This is a genomic window from Sebaldella termitidis ATCC 33386 (assembly GCF_000024405.1).
Classification (GTDB): domain Bacteria; phylum Fusobacteriota; class Fusobacteriia; order Fusobacteriales; family Leptotrichiaceae; genus Sebaldella; species Sebaldella termitidis.
The window spans coordinates 2,347,430-2,368,020 of record NC_013517.1 but is presented as its reverse complement, the minus strand read 5'-3'; the positions used below and the strand labels follow the sequence as shown (position 1 = coordinate 2,368,020).

The 20,591-nt window shown below is 27.6% G+C and carries 30 protein-coding genes; 19 read left to right on the top strand and 11 right to left on the bottom strand.

What is annotated here, in order from left to right:
- Positions 1-15 precede the first annotated feature (15 nt).
- Positions 16-1,206 (top strand): pyridoxal phosphate-dependent aminotransferase, encoded by a 1,191-nt coding sequence (locus tag STERM_RS11000; protein WP_012861686.1) that lies wholly within the window; start codon positions 16-18, stop codon positions 1,204-1,206.
- A gap of 146 nt (positions 1,207-1,352) precedes the next feature.
- Here the strand turns inward: STERM_RS11000 and STERM_RS22190 are convergent, their stop codons facing one another.
- Positions 1,353-1,526: a membrane lipoprotein lipid attachment site-containing protein gene (locus STERM_RS22190; RefSeq protein ID WP_012861685.1), complete on the bottom strand. Its 174-nt coding sequence runs from the start codon at positions 1,524-1,526 to the stop codon at positions 1,353-1,355.
- Positions 1,527-1,817: 291 nt separating this feature from the next.
- Between STERM_RS22190 and STERM_RS10995 the strand changes: the two genes are divergently transcribed.
- From STERM_RS10995 to STERM_RS10985, 3 genes are all read left to right on the top strand, one after another.
- On the top strand, positions 1,818-2,195 hold the full coding sequence (locus tag STERM_RS10995; RefSeq protein ID WP_012861684.1) for a DM13 domain-containing protein: 378 nt from the start codon (positions 1,818-1,820) through the stop codon (positions 2,193-2,195).
- Positions 2,196-2,276: 81 nt separating this feature from the next.
- Positions 2,277-2,651 carry a PH domain-containing protein gene (locus STERM_RS10990; protein ID WP_012861683.1) on the top strand — a complete coding sequence of 125 codons (375 nt, stop codon included), beginning with the start codon at positions 2,277-2,279 and terminating at the stop codon, positions 2,649-2,651.
- Between the two features lie 22 nt (positions 2,652-2,673).
- The gene (locus STERM_RS10985) at positions 2,674-3,063 is read left to right on the top strand and encodes a hypothetical protein (RefSeq protein ID WP_012861682.1); all 390 of its coding nucleotides are present in this window, start codon (positions 2,674-2,676) and stop codon (positions 3,061-3,063) included.
- A gap of 459 nt (positions 3,064-3,522) precedes the next feature.
- On the opposite strand, the gene STERM_RS21705 is transcribed toward STERM_RS10985, so the two are convergent.
- Entirely contained in the window at positions 3,523-3,840 is a 318-nt protein-coding gene (locus STERM_RS21705) for a zinc-ribbon domain-containing protein (RefSeq protein ID WP_012861681.1), read from the bottom strand.
- A 656-nt stretch (positions 3,841-4,496) separates the two neighbouring features.
- On the opposite strand from STERM_RS21705, the gene STERM_RS10975 reads away from it, so the two are divergent.
- Positions 4,497-5,222, top strand: a complete 726-nt coding sequence (locus STERM_RS10975; RefSeq protein ID WP_012861680.1) for an outer membrane beta-barrel protein — start codon at positions 4,497-4,499, stop codon at positions 5,220-5,222.
- A 125-nt stretch (positions 5,223-5,347) separates the two neighbouring features.
- Complete coding sequence (locus tag STERM_RS10970; protein ID WP_012861679.1) at positions 5,348-5,770, top strand: hypothetical protein; 423 nt, start codon at positions 5,348-5,350, stop codon at positions 5,768-5,770.
- 460 nt (positions 5,771-6,230) lie between these two features.
- Here the strand turns inward: STERM_RS10970 and STERM_RS22700 are convergent, their stop codons facing one another.
- A complete protein-coding gene (locus STERM_RS22700; protein ID WP_256594957.1) occupies positions 6,231-6,365 on the bottom strand; it encodes a hypothetical protein in 135 nt (44 codons plus the stop codon).
- 628 nt (positions 6,366-6,993) lie between these two features.
- Here STERM_RS22700 and STERM_RS10955 point away from each other — a divergent pair.
- From STERM_RS10955 to STERM_RS10930, 6 genes are all read left to right on the top strand, one after another.
- Positions 6,994-7,416, top strand: a complete 423-nt coding sequence (locus STERM_RS10955; RefSeq protein WP_012861676.1) for a VOC family protein — start codon at positions 6,994-6,996, stop codon at positions 7,414-7,416.
- A 41-nt stretch (positions 7,417-7,457) separates the two neighbouring features.
- Positions 7,458-7,691: a hypothetical protein gene (locus STERM_RS10950; RefSeq protein ID WP_012861675.1), complete on the top strand. Its 234-nt coding sequence runs from the start codon at positions 7,458-7,460 to the stop codon at positions 7,689-7,691.
- Between the two features lie 307 nt (positions 7,692-7,998).
- Positions 7,999-9,648, top strand: coding sequence for a hypothetical protein (locus tag STERM_RS10945; RefSeq protein ID WP_012861674.1), 1,650 nt, complete (start codon positions 7,999-8,001; stop codon positions 9,646-9,648).
- A 196-nt stretch (positions 9,649-9,844) separates the two neighbouring features.
- Positions 9,845-10,255 (top strand): DKNYY domain-containing protein, encoded by a 411-nt coding sequence (locus STERM_RS10940; RefSeq protein ID WP_012861673.1) that lies wholly within the window; start codon positions 9,845-9,847, stop codon positions 10,253-10,255.
- 203 nt (positions 10,256-10,458) lie between these two features.
- The gene (locus STERM_RS10935) at positions 10,459-10,821 is read left to right on the top strand and encodes a hypothetical protein (RefSeq protein WP_012861672.1); all 363 of its coding nucleotides are present in this window, start codon (positions 10,459-10,461) and stop codon (positions 10,819-10,821) included.
- Between the two features lie 173 nt (positions 10,822-10,994).
- Positions 10,995-11,255, top strand: coding sequence for a hypothetical protein (locus STERM_RS10930; RefSeq protein WP_012861671.1), 261 nt, complete (start codon positions 10,995-10,997; stop codon positions 11,253-11,255).
- A 115-nt stretch (positions 11,256-11,370) separates the two neighbouring features.
- Here STERM_RS10930 and STERM_RS10925 read toward each other — a convergent pair whose 3' ends face one another.
- Both STERM_RS10925 and STERM_RS10920 read right to left on the bottom strand, forming a co-directional pair.
- Positions 11,371-11,835 (bottom strand): VOC family protein, encoded by a 465-nt coding sequence (locus STERM_RS10925; protein ID WP_012861670.1) that lies wholly within the window; start codon positions 11,833-11,835, stop codon positions 11,371-11,373.
- Between the two features lie 171 nt (positions 11,836-12,006).
- Positions 12,007-12,351: a hypothetical protein gene (locus STERM_RS10920; protein WP_012861669.1), complete on the bottom strand. Its 345-nt coding sequence runs from the start codon at positions 12,349-12,351 to the stop codon at positions 12,007-12,009.
- A gap of 210 nt (positions 12,352-12,561) precedes the next feature.
- On the opposite strand from STERM_RS10920, the gene STERM_RS10915 reads away from it, so the two are divergent.
- The 7 genes from STERM_RS10915 (at position 12,562) to STERM_RS10885 (ending at position 17,556) form a co-directional block, all read left to right on the top strand.
- Positions 12,562-13,278, top strand: coding sequence for a DKNYY domain-containing protein (locus tag STERM_RS10915; protein WP_012861668.1), 717 nt, complete (start codon positions 12,562-12,564; stop codon positions 13,276-13,278).
- Between the two features lie 210 nt (positions 13,279-13,488).
- Complete coding sequence (locus tag STERM_RS10910) at positions 13,489-13,854, top strand: VOC family protein (protein WP_012861667.1); 366 nt, start codon at positions 13,489-13,491, stop codon at positions 13,852-13,854.
- Between the two features lie 185 nt (positions 13,855-14,039).
- Positions 14,040-14,675, top strand: a complete 636-nt coding sequence (locus STERM_RS10905) for a GNAT family N-acetyltransferase (RefSeq protein WP_012861666.1) — start codon at positions 14,040-14,042, stop codon at positions 14,673-14,675.
- Between the two features lie 334 nt (positions 14,676-15,009).
- The gene (locus tag STERM_RS10900) at positions 15,010-15,318 is read left to right on the top strand and encodes a hypothetical protein (RefSeq protein ID WP_012861665.1); all 309 of its coding nucleotides are present in this window, start codon (positions 15,010-15,012) and stop codon (positions 15,316-15,318) included.
- Between the two features lie 218 nt (positions 15,319-15,536).
- Complete coding sequence (locus STERM_RS21270; protein ID WP_012861664.1) at positions 15,537-16,049, top strand: tetratricopeptide repeat protein; 513 nt, start codon at positions 15,537-15,539, stop codon at positions 16,047-16,049.
- Between the two features lie 313 nt (positions 16,050-16,362).
- Complete coding sequence (locus tag STERM_RS10890) at positions 16,363-16,902, top strand: DKNYY domain-containing protein (protein ID WP_012861663.1); 540 nt, start codon at positions 16,363-16,365, stop codon at positions 16,900-16,902.
- A gap of 138 nt (positions 16,903-17,040) precedes the next feature.
- A complete protein-coding gene (locus tag STERM_RS10885; RefSeq protein ID WP_012861662.1) occupies positions 17,041-17,556 on the top strand; it encodes a DKNYY domain-containing protein in 516 nt (171 codons plus the stop codon).
- Between the two features lie 189 nt (positions 17,557-17,745).
- Here the strand turns inward: STERM_RS10885 and STERM_RS22185 are convergent, their stop codons facing one another.
- The 6 genes from STERM_RS22185 to STERM_RS10860 are packed head-to-tail and all read right to left on the bottom strand — an operon-like array spanning position 17,746 to position 20,543.
- Positions 17,746-17,883, bottom strand: coding sequence for a hypothetical protein (locus tag STERM_RS22185; RefSeq protein ID WP_012861661.1), 138 nt, complete (start codon positions 17,881-17,883; stop codon positions 17,746-17,748).
- A 23-nt stretch (positions 17,884-17,906) separates the two neighbouring features.
- Positions 17,907-18,491, bottom strand: coding sequence for a hypothetical protein (locus STERM_RS10880; RefSeq protein ID WP_012861660.1), 585 nt, complete (start codon positions 18,489-18,491; stop codon positions 17,907-17,909).
- 57 nt (positions 18,492-18,548) lie between these two features.
- A complete protein-coding gene (locus STERM_RS10875; RefSeq protein ID WP_012861659.1) occupies positions 18,549-19,319 on the bottom strand; it encodes a TrmH family RNA methyltransferase in 771 nt (256 codons plus the stop codon).
- A gap of 39 nt (positions 19,320-19,358) precedes the next feature.
- Entirely contained in the window at positions 19,359-19,706 is a 348-nt protein-coding gene (locus tag STERM_RS10870; RefSeq protein ID WP_012861658.1) for a histidine triad nucleotide-binding protein, read from the bottom strand.
- A 22-nt stretch (positions 19,707-19,728) separates the two neighbouring features.
- Positions 19,729-20,160 (bottom strand): ribose 5-phosphate isomerase B, encoded by a 432-nt coding sequence (rpiB, locus tag STERM_RS10865; protein ID WP_012861657.1) that lies wholly within the window; start codon positions 20,158-20,160, stop codon positions 19,729-19,731.
- 11 nt (positions 20,161-20,171) lie between these two features.
- The gene (locus STERM_RS10860; RefSeq protein WP_012861656.1) at positions 20,172-20,543 is read right to left on the bottom strand and encodes a hypothetical protein; all 372 of its coding nucleotides are present in this window, start codon (positions 20,541-20,543) and stop codon (positions 20,172-20,174) included.
- Positions 20,544-20,591: the final 48 nt, after the last annotated feature.

Sequence of the window (20,591 nt, the reverse complement as noted above, 5' to 3'; positions counted from 1 at the left end):
GTTTAGGAGGATAAAATGAAGTTTTCGCAAAGAATATTAAGTATGCAGTACTCTCCGATAAGAAAACTGGTTCCTTATGCAGACGAAGCTATGAAAAGCGGTGTAAAGGTATATCAACTGCATATAGGACAGCCGGATGTCCAGACTCCGGATTCCTTTTTCGAAGGACTACATAATTATAAAGAAAAAATAATAAAATATGCCAATTCCAGAGGAATAAACGAATTATTGGAAACTTTTTCAAAATCATATCATAAAATGGGGATAAATCTGGATCCTGAGGATATGCTTATTACTCACGGCGGAAGTGAAGCGCTTATGTTTACGCTGGCCAGTATTTGTAATCCCGGGGAAGAAGTTTTGGTTCCGGAACCTTATTATTCGAATTATGAGAGTTTTCTGAGATCAGCAGATGCAAAGCTGGTTCCTATAGAAACTAAGCTGGAAAATAACTATCACCTTCCTGCAAAAGAAGAGATAGAAAAGCTCATAACACCCAGAACAAAGGCAATAATGTTTTCTAACCCGAGTAACCCCACAGGAACAGTACTTACCCTGAAGGAAATGGAAATGATAGTGGAAATTGCGCAGAAGCATGATTTATTTATAATATCTGACGAAGTTTACAGACAGTTTATTTATGATGATATAGAATATAAATCATTTCTAAATATGGAAGGCGTAGAGGACAGGGTAATATTGATAGACAGTATTTCAAAGCATTACAGTGCCTGCGGTGCAAGAATCGGTGTTATAGCATCCAAAAATAAAGATTTTATAAATCTGGCACTGAAATTGTGTCAGGCAAGGCTTTCTGTTTCTACTATAGAACAGTTTGCAAGTGCGAATTTGATTAATACCATTGATACATATCTAAGTGAAGTAAAACTGGAATATAAAGTAAGAAGGGATCTTTTATATAATCACCTGAATGAAATAGAGGGAGTGACATGTTATAAGCCTGACAGTGCTTTTTACATATTTGCGGAGCTTCCTGTGGATAATATAGAAGATTTTGTAATATGGCTTCTCACAGAATTTAGATATGAAAACCAGACTTTAATGTTTGCTCCGGGACCGGGATTTTATTCAACACCAAATAAAGGACTCAGGGAAGGAAGATTTTCATTCTGTACACATAATCTGACAGAAATAGAAAATGGAATGAAAGTACTGAAAGAAGCATTGAAGGTATATAAAAAATAAAATAAAGTAGCTGTTATTCAGCTACTCTATTTTTTATATTAATTAAACTACTAGTGTTTTGTTTGTTTTACATATGAAATAATTATGGAATAATGTCAAAACACTCACACTTACTTTAAAATTCCGGATATAAATAAACCGGAATATTAGAATGTATCAGCGCTGCAATTGGCATTATTAATATTACCTTCTCCGTATTGATAGTTACAGTTTTTGTTATATCCTCTGTTATAGTCAGCCTGGTCAGTCTTATCAGTAGCAACAGAACTGCAAGATGCTAAAACTGCTAATAAAGATGTAATCAAGATTATCTTTTTCATATTTATTCCTCCCGCAAATATTTATATTTTGTCTAATTTATTATAACGTAAATCATCATTAATGTAAAGTGACAAGTTTCTATTGTTTTGATATGTTTATTTTTATCTGGGCTTTGCTCCTTATTTTACGTCTGGCATGTTAGCAGCAGACGATAGAGTCAGCATCAGCAGCATGTAACTTAAAATAAATAATACCAAATAAATACCTGTATAAGATAAAACAAAGATAAAAAAAACCTTCAATAAAGACAGCGGAAATATAATTAAGTAAAACAAGAGGAGGAATAGAACATGAAAAAGATCTTATTGCTGCTGGGAATTTTATTTGTTTCTGTAACAGGCTTTTCAGAAACTTTAACAGGAAATTTCGTACCTAAAATTCATCAGATAAATGGCAGTATAACAGCTGATACAAATGAAAAAGAAATAATTATAAATAATTTTACATATGACGGAAAAGGGAAAGATGTTTATGTGGTTCTGAGCAAAGGCGGAGATTTTAAAGATATGAAAGTAATATCCAAAGAACTGAAAAAAGCTTATGTAAATGAAGAATTAAAATTAAAAGTAAATAATCTTGCTAAATTAGTAGATCAAGGCTATACAACAATTTCTGTTTATACTAAGAAATATAAATCAAGCTTTGGAGATGCCACTTTAGCAGAATAAATAGTTATTAATAGGCTGTTTTAAAAATGAAATAGTGTATTTAAAATAGTTTTTTTATAAAAAAAATTTGGGGAGAATAACATGAAAGAAACTATAGTTGCAAGAATCAGAGGTTTAAAGGAAAGCAATCCTGAGCTTTTTAAAGATAAAGTAGAATTTCTGATGGTAGAAGATGAGGAACTTCTTCGAACTTATCAGACGTCAAAAGAAATTATTATTTTGACTACAAAGAGAATAATTTTTGTAGAAATCCTGGGTATGACTGGGAAGACACAGGAATACAGATCTATAAGCTATTCTAGGATTAATTCGTTTTCTGTGGAAACAGCCGGAACATTTGATTTTGAAAGTAAGGTCAGATTATGGATTTTTGATTCCGGTGTTTATGAACTGGAATTTGCTAAAAATACGGATATAAAGCCGTTATTAAGAATAATAGGGAGAAATTCTCTATAATGGTTAATAGATAGGAGGAAAGATGTTAAAAAGAGTAATAGGAATCTTAATTTCAGCATATGCCATTTTTCTGGGAGCTGTAAATTACACTGTTATTTCATCAAGCTTAATGGTAAATGGAGATACTCCGGGCAGAAGTTTTTATCCCGGTTCCGTACTGATCTTTAAAATATGCTTGTTTTTTTCAGCAGTAATGCTGATTACAGGAATACTCTTATTTTTTAAGATAAAGTTTAGTGTGGAAATGTATTTTGTATTAATGCTTTCTTTTATTACAACTATGATATATATGGAGCCAAGTGCCGGGATTTTTCAAATATTTTCAATACCTGCAGCACTGGGACTGATATTACTGATATTTAACAGAAAAAAAGCATATGTATATAATGAAACTTCTGATCACAGAAAATAAATTTTCATAAAAAAAGATGGAGAATATAATCCATCTTTTTTGATTGTAAAATAAAAAGACGACCCTAATGGGAGGTAAGGTCGTCTGCCAAATGAGAATATAAAATGTGTTCAGTGTAATTTCCAAAATTTTCACTAAAACATAAACTATATAAAATTTTATAGTGCAGTAATGAAAAAATCAATAAAAATAAAATAAATTTAAAAAAATGGAATGTATTTAGATGACCTTTAGATATGAAACAGAGCGGATAAATCAATTATTTTTGCTAATCGAAGAAAAGATGAAAGAGATTTGCATTACACAACATAATAAAATATCAATAGATTATGTATATAGCAATATTATTTTACCACATGACAGAAAAAAGTCAATATTTTATTCAAAAAATTAGTATAAAAAATACTAAATGAAATAATGACTTCGAAAGTAATATTTCAAAGTCATTATTTTAAAAATTTATTCCTGAATATCATTAGAAAGCTCTCTATATTCTTCCTCGGAAATCTTTCCGCTGGTAAATTTTTGGTTTAATTCTGCAAGTTTTCTGTATTTTTCTCTGTCAGAACCGTTCAAAGCAATATTAACATTACAAATAGGGCAGACAAGAAAATGCTTAGAGCTGCCTAAAGGGAAAATAGGAATCCAGAATAGTGTGAACCATAATCCTGTTTTCAAATAATGCCAGAATTCAGTATTATGACAATGCGGACATTCTATTTTATTAGTTACTCCGTAATTCTTCGTAATATTTTTTGTTCCGAATATAATTATCATTTTACTCTCCTTTTTTCTTAAATATTCTAAAAATTATAACATGTAAATATATATTAGTAAACTTAAATTTTAAAATATAATTATATATTTGATTAATATTTTCACTGTTTAACAGAAATATATAGTATTTAAACATTGTATGGGGACAAATTTTTTATTTTAATATTAAAATATGGATCAAATATAAAATTATAGGAAATATAAAAATATTATGATAATAAAAGAAAAAAATAATAATAAACTAAGAAAACATTGATATCATTAATCTATAAAAGAACTCATTTTATGGTATGACTACGGGGTTAGTGGAAAAATTTTAATGTTCATAGATGTAATATTAATAGGAATGAGTCTTATAAAAGAGCGTAAAAGCTCTTTTTTTTATAGAAAAAAACGGTCATGTAAGACCGTTTGCCAAAGGAGTATTGCAATATGTATAAGTGTAACTTCTATTTTTACTACATTGAGAATTATAGCACAAAAAACAAAAATTGTGAACAAAAAAAATAAAAAAAATAAAATTTATTTCATTAAATAAACAAAAAAGCAGTTGAAGAATAAATATTCTAATTTTGAAATTTTTAACTGCTTTGTTCACATATAGTTCATATAAACATATTATAATAAGATATAAAATAAATATTTAGGAGGTAATTATGAAAAAAGTATTAGCAGGTATTTTTTTAGCGGCATCTTTAGTGTCATTTTCTGATGAATTGGTAATCAGAGGAGGTTTCGATTTCGTAAGTGATTATAGCGGAATGTCAGATTTTATAACGGGTGATTCTGGAGATGACAGTCTTGGATATGAGCTAGGTGTTGAATATCTAAAAAATGTAAGCCCAAATTTTTTAATAGGTGCCGGAGTAGGGTATCAGGGACATTCCAAGGCGGAAGGAAAAAGAGTAACAGTAGGCAGCTGGTATGATTCTTACGGAGATTATTATGAACATACCTACGGATATGAAGATCAGGTTTACTATAACAGTGTACCGATTTATCTGACTGCAAAATATGAGTTTGATACCCCGAATAAGGATATAAAACCATATGTAAAAGCAAATATTGGTTATTCGTTCAATATTCATGAAAATGATCTTACTCTAAGTGATACAGTAACACAGTATGTTTATGACTGGTATGATGATGATTATGATGAATACACTCATACCTACGCTTCAAAATCTTATGATACAGATATAACAAACGGATTATATTACGGAATTGGCGGAGGAGTACAGATAAGCGGATTTACGGTAGACCTTATGTATCAGGCAAATTACGCAAAAGCTAAAATTGATAACGGTGACGGTACAAGACAGGAACACAATCTAAACGTACACAGATTAACATTAGGTCTGGGTTATGCTTTCAATTTTTAATAAAAATAAAGAAATCTGAGATGTTCAGGTTTCTTTTTTTAGATAAAACACAAAAACTGTTTTCTTTTCCATATACAAATGAATTTATATTTGATAAAATGGATTATATAATGCAGGAGGTAGAAATGATGATTTATAAGCTATCAGATATCTTGTTTAAAATAATACTGAGATTCATAATAATGGCAAATATGATATTTATTTTAAATAAAGAAAATAATGAACATGTTTATAAACTAGCAGTATTGTATATTTCATTTATTGTAATAATTCTAAATATAAATCATAAAAACAGGGAAAAAATTCTTGCCCAGAGTTTTTTTGTGATAATATTAGGGACATTTGTATATTTACTGAGGGATTCTGCTTTTTTTATAAAAGTTATAGTGGAATTCTCTTTATCTGTGTTCTTAACTGAACTATTTATTACAACATTAAAATTATCAGAGATTCTCAAGCTTTTCAAACTTTCTTTTAAGGAATTTCAGGAAGATTTTGAGTTTCAGAAATTAATAAAAAAAGCAGCAGTAAAAATAAAAAAGAAATAATAATATAAAAAGACTCCGGATCGATTTCGCAGAGTCTTTTTATATTAGTGTATAAAAGCCGTAATGTCATTGCCTGTAACCAGACAATAAATACCAATACCAAGAATAATTACAAAAGCTACAAGATTTTTTAACTTATACGTAAAAGATTTTTTAGTGACAATCATGTATATGAATGTCACTATATAACAAATACTTACAAAAACTAATATATAAGCAATATTAGGAATAATAAATTTAGTTATAAAATCCATATAAATCCTCCTTTCTTAATTTTTTTATATATGAATAAACTTATTTGTGTTCTTAATATAAAGTGGATGAAATCATTTTTTGAACATTTTTCATCCTGACAATGATGTGTTATTATAGCATATAGAAATATTTTGTACCAGAGAGAAAATACTGAATAATAAAAAAATGATCTTAATTTTTTATTTCAAGATCATTTTTATAAAAATTAAAAATTTATGATGATTTCTGTATCATATTCCGGATTAGAAGGCTTGCACGTATTGACATAAGCTGTTTTGCCGTTATCAGCCCATTTTACACAGACAGGCGGGGTTCCAGTATCCTCATGACGAATACTCATCAAAGATGTGTTATTATCTCTGTATAGAAAATTATTTATAGCAGGTTTGGCTTCTATATCATAAATCTGATCAAAAATATAACTGGTAAGGACAATAATTTTATTCTTTCCGTCAGGAGAAGTATAAATGGTATTTTTGACCGGATTTATAAATAAAAATAATAATATCAGAATAAGTAAACCGGAAATAGAAAAAGAAAATAAGTAAAGTATGAATTTTATAATTTTATAATTCAGATATTTATTAATTAAGAAAAGCAGAAATTTACTTAATAAAATAACAGAAATAATAAAAATAAAAATAGCAGTCTTAAAAAAAATAGTTCTGATATTAGAAAAATAGTATAAAAATGAGAAAAACCAAAATGGAAGTGCAGTAAAAATTAACATTTTAAATTTATTTTTACAGTTCAATAATTCAAAAATTTTCATTATTAACTTCCTTTCGCATGTATTTATATTGTTATTATATCATATGGCGGTGAAATACTGGTAAATATAAAACATAAAATAATAATAAATAATGACAGTACTGAATAATCATTCTTGTATAAGAAAGATTAATATGCTATGATTTTTATAATAATGCTTTCACAGATGAAAAGATTCAAAGACAGGAGGGAATTTTATGTTATCAATTGATCATATTCAGGTAACGGTAAAGGATATGAGTATAGCGGAACCATTTTACGATAAACTGATGCCTATTTTGGGGTTTGATCTTGAAAAGAAGGTCAGCGCTGTAATAGAAGAGCATGATCTTTATGTCGTAGAGTATCTTTCTCCGCAGTATGATTTTGGAATATGCTCACCCAGAACAGCTTTTACAGATAATACGATACACCGAAGAAAGCCGGGAGCATTGCATCACCTTGCTTTTAGGGCAAAATCCCGCACAGAAGTAGATGAACTGTATCTAAAGATCAAGGATATCGGAGCGGAAATAGTCCATGCTCCCAGAATTTTTCCTGAACATGGAGAGAATTACTATGCTCTTTTCTTTAAAGATCCGGAAGGTATAAAGTATGAAATAGTATATAACAGTATATAGTAAGAGAGTAGAGAGTATCGAATGGAAACGGAGGTTAATATATGTTATTGGAAATAAATGATAAAAAAGGTTTGAGAATAGTTCCAACCGAGAATATAATGCTGGTGACAGAAAACATAGAGAATAAAAACATAATTTTACTGCTTCTTAACGGTTATGAAGTAAAACTAAAATATGATGATATAGAAGAACTGAAAAAAGATTTTAAAAATATAAAGATAAATTGGTATAAAGATTATGTATCACTAAAAAATAAAGATTTTTTTATGGATTAATTATATTAAAGACAGAATTTTTGAAAACCAGATTCAAATATATTATTAAATTAAGACACTTTATTTTTAGTGTCTTTTTTATATGATTTTTGAAAACCAAATTATTGTCTGAATAATAAAAGGAAATTGCGAAAGAAAAAAACTTTATGTTTAATTTTTCACTTAATTTTATCTTTTTATGCTGAAAATAGGATGGTTTGATGATAATAATAAAATAATAATAAAATAAGTTACAACAAAGATAGTTATGATATACATTAGGTATGAAGTATATGGTAAAATATAAATTTTAGAGAGAGGTGGATTCATGAGAAAAAAACAGAAAGCTTTTTTGTTTATCTTAGGAGCTTTATTCCTTGTTTCATGCGGAAAAACTGAACAAAAAGAAACAGCAGCAGAGAAAACAGAAGTAACACAGGAAGTTAAAACTGAACAAACTGCCGAAATATCTAAACCAGCGGAAAATCCATATTTAGCAGCGCCTACTTATGCGATAACGCATTTTGACTCAAGTCAGTCAGATGCATTTCCTTATGCTGTAAAAACCGGAGATTTTCATATTGATCTAAAACAGGAAAAAGAGGTAACGGGTAATCCGATAAATATAATGACTCTTGCATCTACATCACCGGATTACATGTGGGGTGTATCAGGACGCGGACCTTCATACATAAATGTAGCAAATAAAGAATTTAAAGAGGTAGCAAGAATTGATCTGCCGTACGAAAAAATTATAACTAAAGAAATACATGAAGAAGTATTGAGAAATGATTTCAAAAGTGTAGAAGATATAGAAAAAGCTGCAAAGGGTAAATATATCAGTTTGGAAAGTACTGATGCAGTAGCACTTGCACCAAGTGCTACATACAGCTTAGTGGATTCGGATAATACATTATATACTAACTATGGAACTTTTATACAGGCATTTGCTCTTATAGATAAAAATGATCCGACTAAAGGAATACAGGAAATAAGAAAATTTGATACAAAGAAAATTTTTGGGGAAAAGTCAATTTTAACAGGATTAAGCCTGACATATGACGGAAATCTTATAATTCTGGCTAATAATGCAATAGCAGTCGTAGACCGTGAATTTAAGAATACCCCTTCTATTATAAAATTCGGAACAGATGAAAGTATTTCAAATTCAATAGCTGTAGATGAGAAAAGCGGAATTTACGTAGCTTCAAATAAATTTATGAGAAAAGTAGTGTGGACAGGAGAGAAATTATCAGAAGATGAAAAAGACGGTGCATGGAAAACAGAATATGATACAGGACAGCAGCCTCCTTCAGTAAAATTCGGAACAGGAACTGGTTCTACACCGACACTTATGGGATTTGGAAATGATGAAGATAAGCTTGTTGTTATAACTGACGGAGCTGACAGAATGAATATAGTAGCATTTTGGAGAGATGAAATACCAGCTGATTTTAAACAACAGGAAGGAACTAAATCAAATCGTATAGCCGGGCAGATGCCTATTACTGCCGGACTTCCTGCAGATACTAAATGGATTCAAAGTGAACAGTCTGTGGTAGTAAATGGTTACGGGGCATTTGTAGTTAATAATATTGTTAATGAAGCTCCTAAAGACAGAATGGTAGGGGTAATAGCTTTAGGACCTGTAATAAAGCCTCCTACAGGTGTAGAAAGAGTGGAATGGGATCCTAAGGCAAATGCTTGGAAATCAGTATGGACCAGAGCAGATGTATCATCTATAAGTATGGTTCCGTCAATGAGCAGAGTTTCTAACATAGTATTTGTAAATGGGTATACAGATAAGGACGGATGGGAAATAACAGGAATGGATTGGAATACAGGAAAAACAGTTCATAGAACTATATTTGGGAAAGATAACTTTGGAAATGGAGCATATGCAACCATTGAATTCTTCCCTGACGGTGATCTGTTATTTAATAGTATAGCCGGACCGTTCAGAGTAGTTTATAAATAAATTTAAATAAAAAAAAACGACCTCGAAATTTAAATTTTAAGGTCGTTTTTTATTTGTTTAAGAAAAAATATTCAAGTGTTCACATATATTTCACATAAATATTATATTATATAAAAGGAATATTATGAAAAAATTCAAATTTTTCTAGGGAATAGAATATAGTTAAAATAAATTAAAATGAAAAGGAGTTTTTTTAATGAAAAAAGTAATATTTATTTTGTTAAGTACAATTATTTTCAGTGGCAGTACTAAATTAGGGGAAACAAAAAGAATAGAGCCGGATTTTAAAAGTTATGAGAAAATAAGCGGCAGTTATTATAAAGACAGTAATTATATTTATTATAACGGGGACATACAATATTTAATTGATCTAAATAGTTTTGAGCTATTGAACGGTTTGTATTCTAAAGATAAAAATGGTATTTATATTCCCCGGGGACAAATAAAGGAAAGAAAAACCGTAATTTATTATTTATCCAGACTAAATAATATAGATGTTCAGACTTTTATAACTCATGAAAGCAATAAAGAAATTAATAGAATAATTTATGATGCAGAAGATAAAAATTACTATTATTACCGCGGAAATATAGTAAATAAGAAATAATCTGTAAAAGCTGGTTATGGGAATCTAAATATAAAAAAATAGCCTTAGAATAGAAATTTCGAGGTCATTTTTATTTGACTAATAAAAAAATATATGTTATATTAGAGTTCATTTATAACATATCATGACATAGCAATTCTATATTCATTTCAGACCTGTCCAGTAAATAATCCAAATTAAAAGTTTGTATTTTAGGAGGTGCGATGGTATCTAAAAAAATATTATTGAATTTATTGAAAATATTTGAAAATTCGAAATTTGATGATCTGGAACCAATTTTTTATGATGGAAATTTTGAGGAAATTAGAAAAATATATTCAGATATTAATGGAAAACTTTCAAAATTTCAAAAAAAGAAAAAGAAAGCAGATAAATTTAATGTAGAGGAATATTTTAAAATTTTAAAATTACGTATTATTTTCGGAGAAAATTGGTATAAGAAAAAAGGGATAAAACTTGAAAAAGTCATTTATAAAACTATAAATGAAAAACTAGAAATCACAGAAATAAAAATAACTGATTTTATCGATAATAAAGACAAAATTAGAAAAAAATATATGATATAATATGATAATTTTATAGAACCTGTCTAATAATCAGGTTCTTTTTATGTAAAATAATATAAAAATTTATTTTGCAGGAGCAGAAAAAATTAGTTAAATATAATAGGATTTATTGAAGAAATAAATCAGAGATGTTATAATGGCACAAAAGGTAAATAGAAGAAAGGTGATATTTTATGGAAAAAGAAGCAGAAGTGAAGGAATTAATAAAAAAGCATCTTCCGGCGGATAGAGCAAAAGAAGGATTATTCTATTTAAAAGAGTACAGCAATTTAATAGCTTCTAATATAAATTCTGAAGATGAAAAAATAATTTTACGGAATTCATTGATAAATACAGGTATTAATATCAGGGAATTTCAAAAGGAAATGGTCAGGTTAAAAATCTCCTATTCAGAGGTGTATCATGGATGTTTAGAGCTGGAAACAGAAATATAAAAGTTAATATGCAGTTATAACAGAAGCTGCAGGGAGGAAATTTTATACAATATAGAATTAGCAGAAAATTATAAAAAATGACCTTAAATGAAAATTTTGGGTCATTTTTATAGCTTTATAAATCTAAAGATTTTTTTATATATTCAATAGGATGACAAGTTTTTTCAGATATTTCATCAATAGTCATTCCAAGATTATAGAGATTTTTAAAAATAGTATCCATACTTTCTCCAATTTCAATAATATGAAAATCCGGATCATAAAAACGTATAACTCTTTGAAGCCAAGGATATGTTTTCGTTTTATGAATAAAATGAATATCAGAAAATTTTTCCAAATGTTTTAGAAGCTCGTCAAAGTCATTTTCTTCAAAATAAAGCTCATGATCATTAGAATTAAAAGAAATATGGAAATTATCTGCATCGACTAAATCAGCATAATCAGCTTGAATAGCAAATTTATCACTAAAAGTTATGTTAGAACCTAAATCTAAAGTGATGTTTTGTCTAAGAACCTCTTCATAAAATTTCTTTGATTTTTGAATATCTTTTACAACAATAATAGGAAGTATAAATTTCATATTAATCATTCCTTTCAATTCACACATATAGTAAGGAAATTATAGCAAAACTATCAGAAAAAGTACAGGTAAGATGCTTAAACCAGAGGAACAGATTACTAAACATCAGAAGAATAGTATATAGAAAAATAAAAAATAACCTTAAAATCGAAATTTCGTGGTCATTTTTTATTAGTAATCTATTTTGTCACGTTCATAAATTTTTCCATAAGTTTCGAGATAATGTTTGTAGTAATTATCTTTATAAAATTGAAAATCTTCCTCAGTCCATTTATCTATACCATTTTCCCAATAAGTCCAAGCATAAAATTTAATATTATTTGGAAGTAAACATTTATCAAGCTTTTCAGGAATAAAAGTTCCTCCGTTTGTTTCACAAAATTTAACCACAGGATTGTTTTTATCTATTAATGGAGGCAACGGAGTTAATTTAGACGTATTATAACCTGCAATAGGTTTAGAATACACATAATCTGAAAATGAAAACAGAAAGATAAAAAAATAAATATATTTCATATGTAAGCCTCCAGAGAAAATATTTGAGTTAAGAGTAGCAGCTGAATTTAATATAAAACATTATAACAAAAAGGATAAGAATACTCAAGTGTAAAAGAAAATGATCTTAAAATAAAAATATAAGGAGTATTTTTTTATTAGATAGAAATTTGACGAAGTAGTATAATATATGATTTAATGTAAGAATAAAAACAAAAAAGGAGTTATTAAATGAAGAAATTAATATACTGCATATTTGGACTTACAATGTTAGGAAGTTCGTCGTTAGCGTGTTCTTCTCAAAAATTTAGTGAAGAGTATGTAATCTACGAAATTATAAATGAAAAAATATACTATGTAGAGAATGGTTCTCATGAAATAAAAGGAGCAGACCCTGAAACATTTGAAGTTTTGGTTAATATGTACAGTAAAGATAAAAACTATGTATATTATATGGATAATATTATAGAAGATGCTGACATAAAAACTTTTGAATATATGGCGTATGGGTATGGAAAAGACAAAAATAATGTTTATTCCGGAAGACAAAAAGTACTTGGTGCTGATATAGAAAGTTTTATCCCAATGAGCACATTTTTTGCTAAAGATAAGAATAATGTATATTCATCTGGTACTAAGCTGGAGGATTTAGAGGTAAAAACTTTTGAAGTACTGGATGGTATTTATGGAAAAGATGATAATAATGTTTATTTTATAGATGAAAAATTAATAAATGCAGATGCAAAGACTTTTGAAATTGTAAATGGTTTGTATTCTAGAGATAAAAATAGCGTATATTACTTAAAATATAAATTACCCGGATCTAATCCGCATACATTTAAAGCATATAACGAAACATTAGATAAAGATGGTTTTTACTATGAGGCAGAAGATGACAATAATTATTATTATCAAGAAAAAGTATTAAAAAAGAAACAGAAGAATTAAAATATAATATATATTTTTTTAAAAAAATTAATATTAAAAAGCCCGGAAACTATAAATTCAAGAATAAAAAGATAGGGCTGTCTTTATATTGTATGCTATAATTAAGTTATTGGAAGTGTTCGACTAACAGCTAAAATCTTACTTCGCGGCTAAAGTGCTTATAATAATAGTTAGCTTAGTAGAGCAATATTAAATTCAGAGGAGATTGGAATGCTGATAACGCACATATATTTTAATGGAAATTGTAAAGAGGCGATAGAGCTGTATAAGGATGCACTGTATGCAGAAGTTAAAACACTCATTGAAGACTCTGATTCAGGTCTTATTATTCATGCAGAAATGATAATTCATGGTGAGCTGCTTATGCTTAATGATTTTGGTAATAATGACGGCATTTCTAAGTCCGGAGGATATCAGTTATGCCTCCAGTTTGAAAATGAAGATGAGTTAAAAAGTGCTTATTCAAAAATGGAATTTGAAAGTATTACAATTAATCCAATACAATTTACAGATTACAGTCCATGTACTGTAAGGTTTGAAGATAGATTTGGTGTAAATTGGGCTTTTTGGGTATAGCTGATTGTATATTGAGAGCATTGGTATTTAGACAAATGTAGAAATTTTATTCTGGAGTAACAAGATAAATAAAAAAAAGAACAACCTTAAAATCAAAATATGAAGGTTGTTTTTTATCACTAGCAAAAGTATATAAATATAGAAGAGAAATATTATCGATTATACGTTATTAGAAAGGAAATAATATGGAAATTCAAATTAAAAATGAGACAGAAAAAGATTATAGGGAAGTAGAAGAACTAACAAGAGAAGCTTTTTGGAATTTATATGTCCCCGGAGCTGATGAACATTTTATAGTACACAATCTGAGAAAAAGTAAAAATTTCATAAAACATTTAGATTTAGTTGCTGTTCATCAAGATAAGATAGTAGGAAGCATAATTTATACGCTTTCTTATATTGAAGATGAATTTAACCAAAAGCATGAAGTAATAACATTTGGACCGGTAAGTATTCTGCCAGAATTTCAAAATAAAGGAATAGGCAGAAAGTTAATAGAATATTCTATAAAAAAAGCTAGGGATTTATCCTATAAAGCAATTATAATTTATGGATATCCAGATTATTACAGTAAATATGGGTTTAAAAGTGGTAAGAATTATAATATATGTACGCCAGAAGGTACTTATATGAAAGCATTACAAGTTTTAGAATTACAGGAGAATGCTCTAAAAGGAATTCATGGAAAATTTTTTCAGGATAATGCATTTCATTATGATGAATCAGAAAAAGAAAAATTTGATAAAACATTTTCAGAAAAAGAAAAATTAATTACAGAATCACAAAAGAAATTTGAGGAAATGTTAAATATGTTTGAATAAACAGGTAAAAAAAGAGAACATGGTGATAATATGAAAAAAGAACATGAAGGCTCTTTTTTTTCAATTCAAATAAGAGTATAATAGAAGAGAATTACGAAGAATTTCATCCTGTAGAAGCAGAAAAAGAAACTGACATGTAAGATTCAAATATAAAAAAAGAATGACCTTAAAATTGAAATATGGGGGCCATTAAAGATAAATTTGACTAAATAAGGAAAAAGATATCTTATTAAAGAATATCATTGTACTTTTATGTGAATTATGATATTCTTATTATAGTAAGAAAGAATAAAATTAATATTTGGTTTTATTTAATAAAAAAGGAGATTTAAACATGAAAAAAGTATTTTTATTATTAGTATTAATTAATATCATAAGTTATTCAAAATGTGAACTGAAGGTTAAAAAGCTTATTGAAAGTGCTACAATAATAGAAGAATATCATAGTTATTTAGAACCGGAATATAAAGGGAATAATGTCTATGAGACAACAATTTTTGATGAGAACGGCAATATATTAGATGTTCTAGCAATAAAAGTTTCAACAGGAACAGTATATACAATATATGATTTTTACAATCCAAAGAATACTAAGCGGATTAAGTTATATCAAGATGAAGTATATAAATGTATAGAGAAATAAAAGCTTATACATTTGATCTAAATAGAAAAGAGCTTAATAGCTCTTTTTATTATGCTGTGTTGTAATAAGGAAAATATAAAATTTTATAGTAAAGAGTTGTTTTAATGAAACAATAAGAAAACAGAGAAATTAAGACAGATTATGTAAAATTTTATTCTGTAGCTACAGAATGAGAAACAAGCATGATAGAAATATAATAAAAAATTTAGGAGGAATATATGAAAAAAATTTATTTGATTATTTTAATATTTTGGTGTCTATTAATATCTTGTTCAAAGATGTCCACTGGAGAAAAAGGAGAACAATATTATGAAAAAGGAGATTTTAAAAAAGCAGAAGAATATTTTTTAAAAGCAGTTGAGAAAAATAAAAATAATACAGCAATGAATTACTTAGGTTCACTATATGCAAAACAAGAGAAATATGAATTAGCAGAAAAATATTGGAAAATGGCAATAGATAACAATAATCGAGAAGCATATTTTAATTTAGGCAATTTGTATATAGAATTAAAAAAATATGATTTAGCAGAGCAATATTACAAATTAATAGAAGAAAATAATAAAATTGAAACATTACATGAATTAGGAGTTGTTCTTCATAACTTGGGAGTTATAAATGAGAAAAAAGGAGATTATATACAAGCTAAAGAATATTATAAAAAGGCTTTTGAAAATGGTTATGCTGAGTCAAAACAATCTTTGAGAGATATAGAAGGTATGGGATATTAAAAAGAAAAAGACATGAACTCCTTCATGAGGCGTTATGCCTCATAAGAAAAGAACAAGGTGATAATTCAAGGTAGTTTTGTGAAGAAAGGGGTAATGGTTCTTTTTTTCTATATTGGAATATAATAGAAGAGAATTATAAAGAATTTTGTTCTGTAGCAGCAGAAAAAGAAACGAGCATGTAAGAATTCAAAAATAAAAAAAGAACGACCTTAAAATCAAAGTATGGAGGTCATTTTTTACAGGAAGATATAAATTTGACAAAAAGTATACATTATAGTTAAAATATAAGAACAAAAATAAAAAGGAGTTATTAATGAAAAAATTAAAGTTATTAATATTTTTAAGTATATTATTTGGTGTAATTTTTATTGCTTATCTTAAGATAGAACCTAAAATAAAAAAGTCAATGCTTATTAAAGCATATGAACAAAAAAATTACAAAATTTATTATAGGGAAATAGAAGTAAAAGATGCAGATTATAATAGTTTTGAGGAAATAGACATATATTATGGGAAAGATAAAAATTATGTTTATTACATGGGTGAAAAAATAGATGAAATAGATTCAAATACGTTTAAAAATTTTAGTTTTCCATTTTATATAATGGATAAAAATGGCATTTATTATCAAGAAAATTTTAATAAATATAAAAAAATAGAAAATATTGATATATCTAGCTTTGAAATATTAGATAGTCATTATTCAAAAGACAAAGATACAGTTTATTGTAAGGATATAATATTAAAAGAAGCAGATGTAAAAAGTTTTAAAATAATAGAAAATAATTTTACATTTGATGCAGAAGATAAAAACAATTATTATCAAGTTGGTAAAATGGTAAAAAAGAAATAGGTATATAAGAAATTCAAATATAAAAAAGAACGATCTTAAAACGAAAATTTTGTGGTCATTTTTTATATGGAGTAGAATTTGACAAAAAGTATACATTATGGTTAAAATATAAGAACAAAAATAAAAAGGAGTTATTAAATGAAGAAAGTAATATTATTTGTATTGTTAAGTATATTATTTAGTAGTTGTGATCAAAAAATAGAAGTTTTTAAATGTAAAACTAATGAAGACATGTTTAAGGATCATTATAATATAATTGTATTAGAAAAAGATGTTGATAGTTCAACTTTTACATGTTTAGGTGGTGGGTATGCAAAAGATAAAAAACGTGTGTATTTTGTTCCAGATTATTATGTAGAAAAAGTTGATCCGCAAACTTTTGAGGTTATAGAAACTATGTATGGGAAAGATAAAAGAAATGTTTATTATATGAAAGCTAAAATTAAAGAAGCTGATTTGCAAACTTTTAAAACTATGGATTTTCCATATAGTAGAGATAAAAATAATGTTTATAGTGGTAGAATTAAAATAAAGGAAGCTGATTTAAATACATTCATAAGTTATTATGGAAATCAAACTTTAGAAGGAATAAATTATAATGCTGAAGATAAAAATAGTTATTATAAAGATGGAGAAGTAGTAAAGAAAAAATAAATAAAATGACCTAAATTAAAAGGTCATTTTTTATTACAATTTTATAAACAGTATTTATTTTTTCGAAAAATATACATAACATATATTATCGGACGTAACTAAAAAGTAAAATATAATAACTAATTCTCTACCTATATTAGTTATAAATACAAAACGTGTCTTTTCTTTTCTATAAGACACGTTTCCATATCAAAAAAAATCTATATCAATCAGATCAAATCCTGTCTCATCTGTACATCTGGGATCTTTTCCACGGCAGTCTAACTTCGACTGTGCACATGAAGCTGTTAATAATAATAATAAGATAATAAAAAAACATTTTTTCATATGTATCTCCTTTTATAAAATTATTATATAAAAAATCCTATTATTGCAAGAACACCAATGAAAAAAAGTAAAATAAGAATAATATAGAAATATTCCTTCTGCTTATACATCAGTCTCTTATTTTCAGTTTCCAGTTCGACGATTTTCTCGGAAAATTTTTCATATTTATCTTCAATTATATTGCTGATAACTACATTATTTTTTTCAATTTCAATTATTATTTCTGTTTCTTTTGCTTTATCTTCAGTGAATTTTTCCAAAAGCTCCAGATCCTCCAGGATTTTATTTAGTATAGAAATGGAATCTTTGTCTTTTACCATTCCGGAATTTTTTACATTCAGAAATTCTTCCTTTAAATTAACTATTCTTTTTTCTAAAAACAATAAGTTACTTAAATGAATTTTTCTGGAATTCTCAGAATTGTTAACCCCAAAGTTATTTACAAAATTAACACAAAATGTTCCGCTTTTTAAAACAGATGTTTCAAATTCATCACACATAATTTTTATAAAAGTATCAAGTTTATCTTTCTTTTCTGTAAAAACGGTCATAAGACCAGTATTTCTTTTAAAATTTTCTAAAAATTGATTATCTATACGTCTTGCCATATTTTCCTCCATAAATTTCCGTAGCAGAGCCAAAGCTGTGATTAAATGTTTTGTGCTTTATTTATTTTCTATTTTTTCTCTCATTTTATATAAAAATATTCCAGATGCAACACTTACGTTTAGGGAATCTACATCACCATAAATAGGAATAATAGCCTTTATATCAGTACTTTCTATAAAAATATCAGAAATACCGTGTCCTTCATTTCCAAATATGTAGGCATTTTTTTCTTTTAACTCCACATCACGGTAATCAATAGAATTCTTATCAAGTAATGTAGAAATAACCTGATAATTATTATCCTTTAGGAATTCTGTTATTCTTTCCGGTGTTTCATATATAATATTTGATTTAAATATACCGCCCATAGTTGCCCTGACTGTCTTAGGGTTATATACATCGACACTTCCTTTGGTAAGTATCAGATTTTTGAAACCTGAAGCTTCCATAGTACGAATGATAGTTCCGATATTTCCGGGATCCTGTACATCATCCAGAATAACAACATCTCCGTCTATTTCCTCAATTGAAGTAAGCAGTTTAGAATATAAAACAATAACACCCTGACTGTTTTCCTGTTCTGAAATTTCATCAAAAAGATCATCTTTTAAAATTGTCAGATTATTAAATTGTGTAATTTTATACTTATTTTCAAGATATTCATATTTCGATTCTTTTATTATTATTTTTGTGAAATTTATCTTTTCCTTGAGAAATTTCTCACCTTCAGCTTTGAAAATATTATTTTTATCTCTGTATTTTTTCTTGTCCAGTTTTCTTAATATCTTATAGAATTTATTGTCAGGACTTGCTATTGTAGTTTTCACTTTTACTCCTTGCTAATTTAGACCGACTGGTCGTAAAAATCATTTATTTGAATTTAAAACTCCGATTTTTTCACCGCCAAGTATATGATAATGAATGTGAAAAACCTCCTGGCCACCGTCTTTATTCACATTTAGTATAACTCTGTAACCATCGTCAGCTATTCCTTCATCTTTGGCAATTTTGGCGATTAATATCTGAAGCTTTCCGAGCATAAGAGCATCTTCATCTGAAGCTTCATTAAGATTAACTATTTCTTTCTTCGGAATAACAAGAATGTGTACCTTTGCCTGAGGGTTAATATCTCTGAAAGCAACGAAATCATTATCTTCATATACGATATTTGCCGGTATTTCTTTATCTATAATTTTTTTAAATATAGTAGACATTATTTTCTCCTTTTTCAAAATTTTAGCATTCTTCTATCTTATCTACTCTTCTGGCATGTCTTCCGCCTTCAAAGTCTGTAGTCAGATACGCATCTACAATATCGAGTGCCAGCTCATCTCCGATTACTCTCGCACCTAAAGATAAAACATTAGAATTATTATGAAGTCTGCTTAATTTCGCAGTAAACGAATTATGGCACAATGCACATCTTATCCCTGGTACTTTATTGGCAGCAATTGATATTCCTATACCGGTACCGCATATAACTATACCAAATTCACACTCTTTATCATTGACAAGTTTAGCTACTTTTCTTGCAATATCAGGATAATCTACAGATTCTTTAGTATCTGTTCCCACATTTTCGACCTCGTATCCTTTACCTTTTAAAAAATCTGCTACTTTTTCTTTAAGATCAACACCTGCATGGTCATTACCAATTGCTATTTTCATTTCTACCTCCATCAGTCTAATTTTCTTTTGTAAACATAATATATATTTTTGTCCTTTAAATACTCATTATTGTTAACAGAATATGCCGTAAGAATAAATCTTATTTTTTTGATATTTTTATAAAAAGACACTACAACAAAGAAATTGATATTATCTATTTTTTTCTGATAAAAATGCTCTTTCTTTGATCTTGATTTTTTAGTAACAATATCCGGATTTTTTAGTGTATTTTCTATTATCTCCAAAGTTATTTCCGGATGTTTTTTTTGAATATGCTCGGCATATTGTTCTTTTGTCAGCAAAATCTTCTCGTGTAATCTTCCTTCAAATTCAAAAACACCAACCTTTTTTCCAGTTTTGGTGTAACGTATTTTTTCCTGCATAACACCTCGATTATTTTTTATTATAAACAATTACTTTAATTATATATT

What these genes read in the sequence shown, in the direction of transcription:
- STERM_RS11000 (WP_012861686.1), top strand. Translation starts at nt 16, where the DNA reads ATGAAGTTTTCGCAAAGAATATTAAGTATGCAGTACTCTCCGATAAGA.
- STERM_RS22190 (WP_012861685.1), bottom strand. Translation starts at nt 1,526, where the DNA reads ATGAAAAAGATAATCTTGATTACATCTTTATTAGCAGTTTTAGCATCT.
- STERM_RS10995 (WP_012861684.1), top strand. Translation starts at nt 1,818, where the DNA reads ATGAAAAAGATCTTATTGCTGCTGGGAATTTTATTTGTTTCTGTAACA.
- STERM_RS10990 (WP_012861683.1), top strand. Translation starts at nt 2,277, where the DNA reads ATGAAAGAAACTATAGTTGCAAGAATCAGAGGTTTAAAGGAAAGCAAT.
- STERM_RS10985 (WP_012861682.1), top strand. Translation starts at nt 2,674, where the DNA reads ATGTTAAAAAGAGTAATAGGAATCTTAATTTCAGCATATGCCATTTTT.
- STERM_RS21705 (WP_012861681.1), bottom strand. Translation starts at nt 3,840, where the DNA reads ATGATAATTATATTCGGAACAAAAAATATTACGAAGAATTACGGAGTA.
- STERM_RS10975 (WP_012861680.1), top strand. Translation starts at nt 4,497, where the DNA reads ATGAAAAAAGTATTAGCAGGTATTTTTTTAGCGGCATCTTTAGTGTCA.
- STERM_RS10970 (WP_012861679.1), top strand. Translation starts at nt 5,348, where the DNA reads ATGATGATTTATAAGCTATCAGATATCTTGTTTAAAATAATACTGAGA.
- STERM_RS22700 (WP_256594957.1), bottom strand. Translation starts at nt 6,365, where the DNA reads ATGAGTATTCGTCATGAGGATACTGGAACCCCGCCTGTCTGTGTAAAA.
- STERM_RS10955 (WP_012861676.1), top strand. Translation starts at nt 6,994, where the DNA reads ATGTTATCAATTGATCATATTCAGGTAACGGTAAAGGATATGAGTATA.
- STERM_RS10950 (WP_012861675.1), top strand. Translation starts at nt 7,458, where the DNA reads ATGTTATTGGAAATAAATGATAAAAAAGGTTTGAGAATAGTTCCAACC.
- STERM_RS10945 (WP_012861674.1), top strand. Translation starts at nt 7,999, where the DNA reads ATGAGAAAAAAACAGAAAGCTTTTTTGTTTATCTTAGGAGCTTTATTC.
- STERM_RS10940 (WP_012861673.1), top strand. Translation starts at nt 9,845, where the DNA reads ATGAAAAAAGTAATATTTATTTTGTTAAGTACAATTATTTTCAGTGGC.
- STERM_RS10935 (WP_012861672.1), top strand. Translation starts at nt 10,459, where the DNA reads ATGGTATCTAAAAAAATATTATTGAATTTATTGAAAATATTTGAAAAT.
- STERM_RS10930 (WP_012861671.1), top strand. Translation starts at nt 10,995, where the DNA reads ATGGAAAAAGAAGCAGAAGTGAAGGAATTAATAAAAAAGCATCTTCCG.
- STERM_RS10925 (WP_012861670.1), bottom strand. Translation starts at nt 11,835, where the DNA reads ATGAAATTTATACTTCCTATTATTGTTGTAAAAGATATTCAAAAATCA.
- STERM_RS10920 (WP_012861669.1), bottom strand. Translation starts at nt 12,351, where the DNA reads ATGAAATATATTTATTTTTTTATCTTTCTGTTTTCATTTTCAGATTAT.
- STERM_RS10915 (WP_012861668.1), top strand. Translation starts at nt 12,562, where the DNA reads ATGAAGAAATTAATATACTGCATATTTGGACTTACAATGTTAGGAAGT.
- STERM_RS10910 (WP_012861667.1), top strand. Translation starts at nt 13,489, where the DNA reads ATGCTGATAACGCACATATATTTTAATGGAAATTGTAAAGAGGCGATA.
- STERM_RS10905 (WP_012861666.1), top strand. Translation starts at nt 14,040, where the DNA reads ATGGAAATTCAAATTAAAAATGAGACAGAAAAAGATTATAGGGAAGTA.
- STERM_RS10900 (WP_012861665.1), top strand. Translation starts at nt 15,010, where the DNA reads ATGAAAAAAGTATTTTTATTATTAGTATTAATTAATATCATAAGTTAT.
- STERM_RS21270 (WP_012861664.1), top strand. Translation starts at nt 15,537, where the DNA reads ATGAAAAAAATTTATTTGATTATTTTAATATTTTGGTGTCTATTAATA.
- STERM_RS10890 (WP_012861663.1), top strand. Translation starts at nt 16,363, where the DNA reads ATGAAAAAATTAAAGTTATTAATATTTTTAAGTATATTATTTGGTGTA.
- STERM_RS10885 (WP_012861662.1), top strand. Translation starts at nt 17,041, where the DNA reads ATGAAGAAAGTAATATTATTTGTATTGTTAAGTATATTATTTAGTAGT.
- STERM_RS22185 (WP_012861661.1), bottom strand. Translation starts at nt 17,883, where the DNA reads ATGAAAAAATGTTTTTTTATTATCTTATTATTATTATTAACAGCTTCA.
- STERM_RS10880 (WP_012861660.1), bottom strand. Translation starts at nt 18,491, where the DNA reads ATGGCAAGACGTATAGATAATCAATTTTTAGAAAATTTTAAAAGAAAT.
- STERM_RS10870 (WP_012861658.1), bottom strand. Translation starts at nt 19,706, where the DNA reads ATGTCTACTATATTTAAAAAAATTATAGATAAAGAAATACCGGCAAAT.
- rpiB (WP_012861657.1), bottom strand. Translation starts at nt 20,160, where the DNA reads ATGAAAATAGCAATTGGTAATGACCATGCAGGTGTTGATCTTAAAGAA.
- STERM_RS10860 (WP_012861656.1), bottom strand. Translation starts at nt 20,543, where the DNA reads ATGCAGGAAAAAATACGTTACACCAAAACTGGAAAAAAGGTTGGTGTT.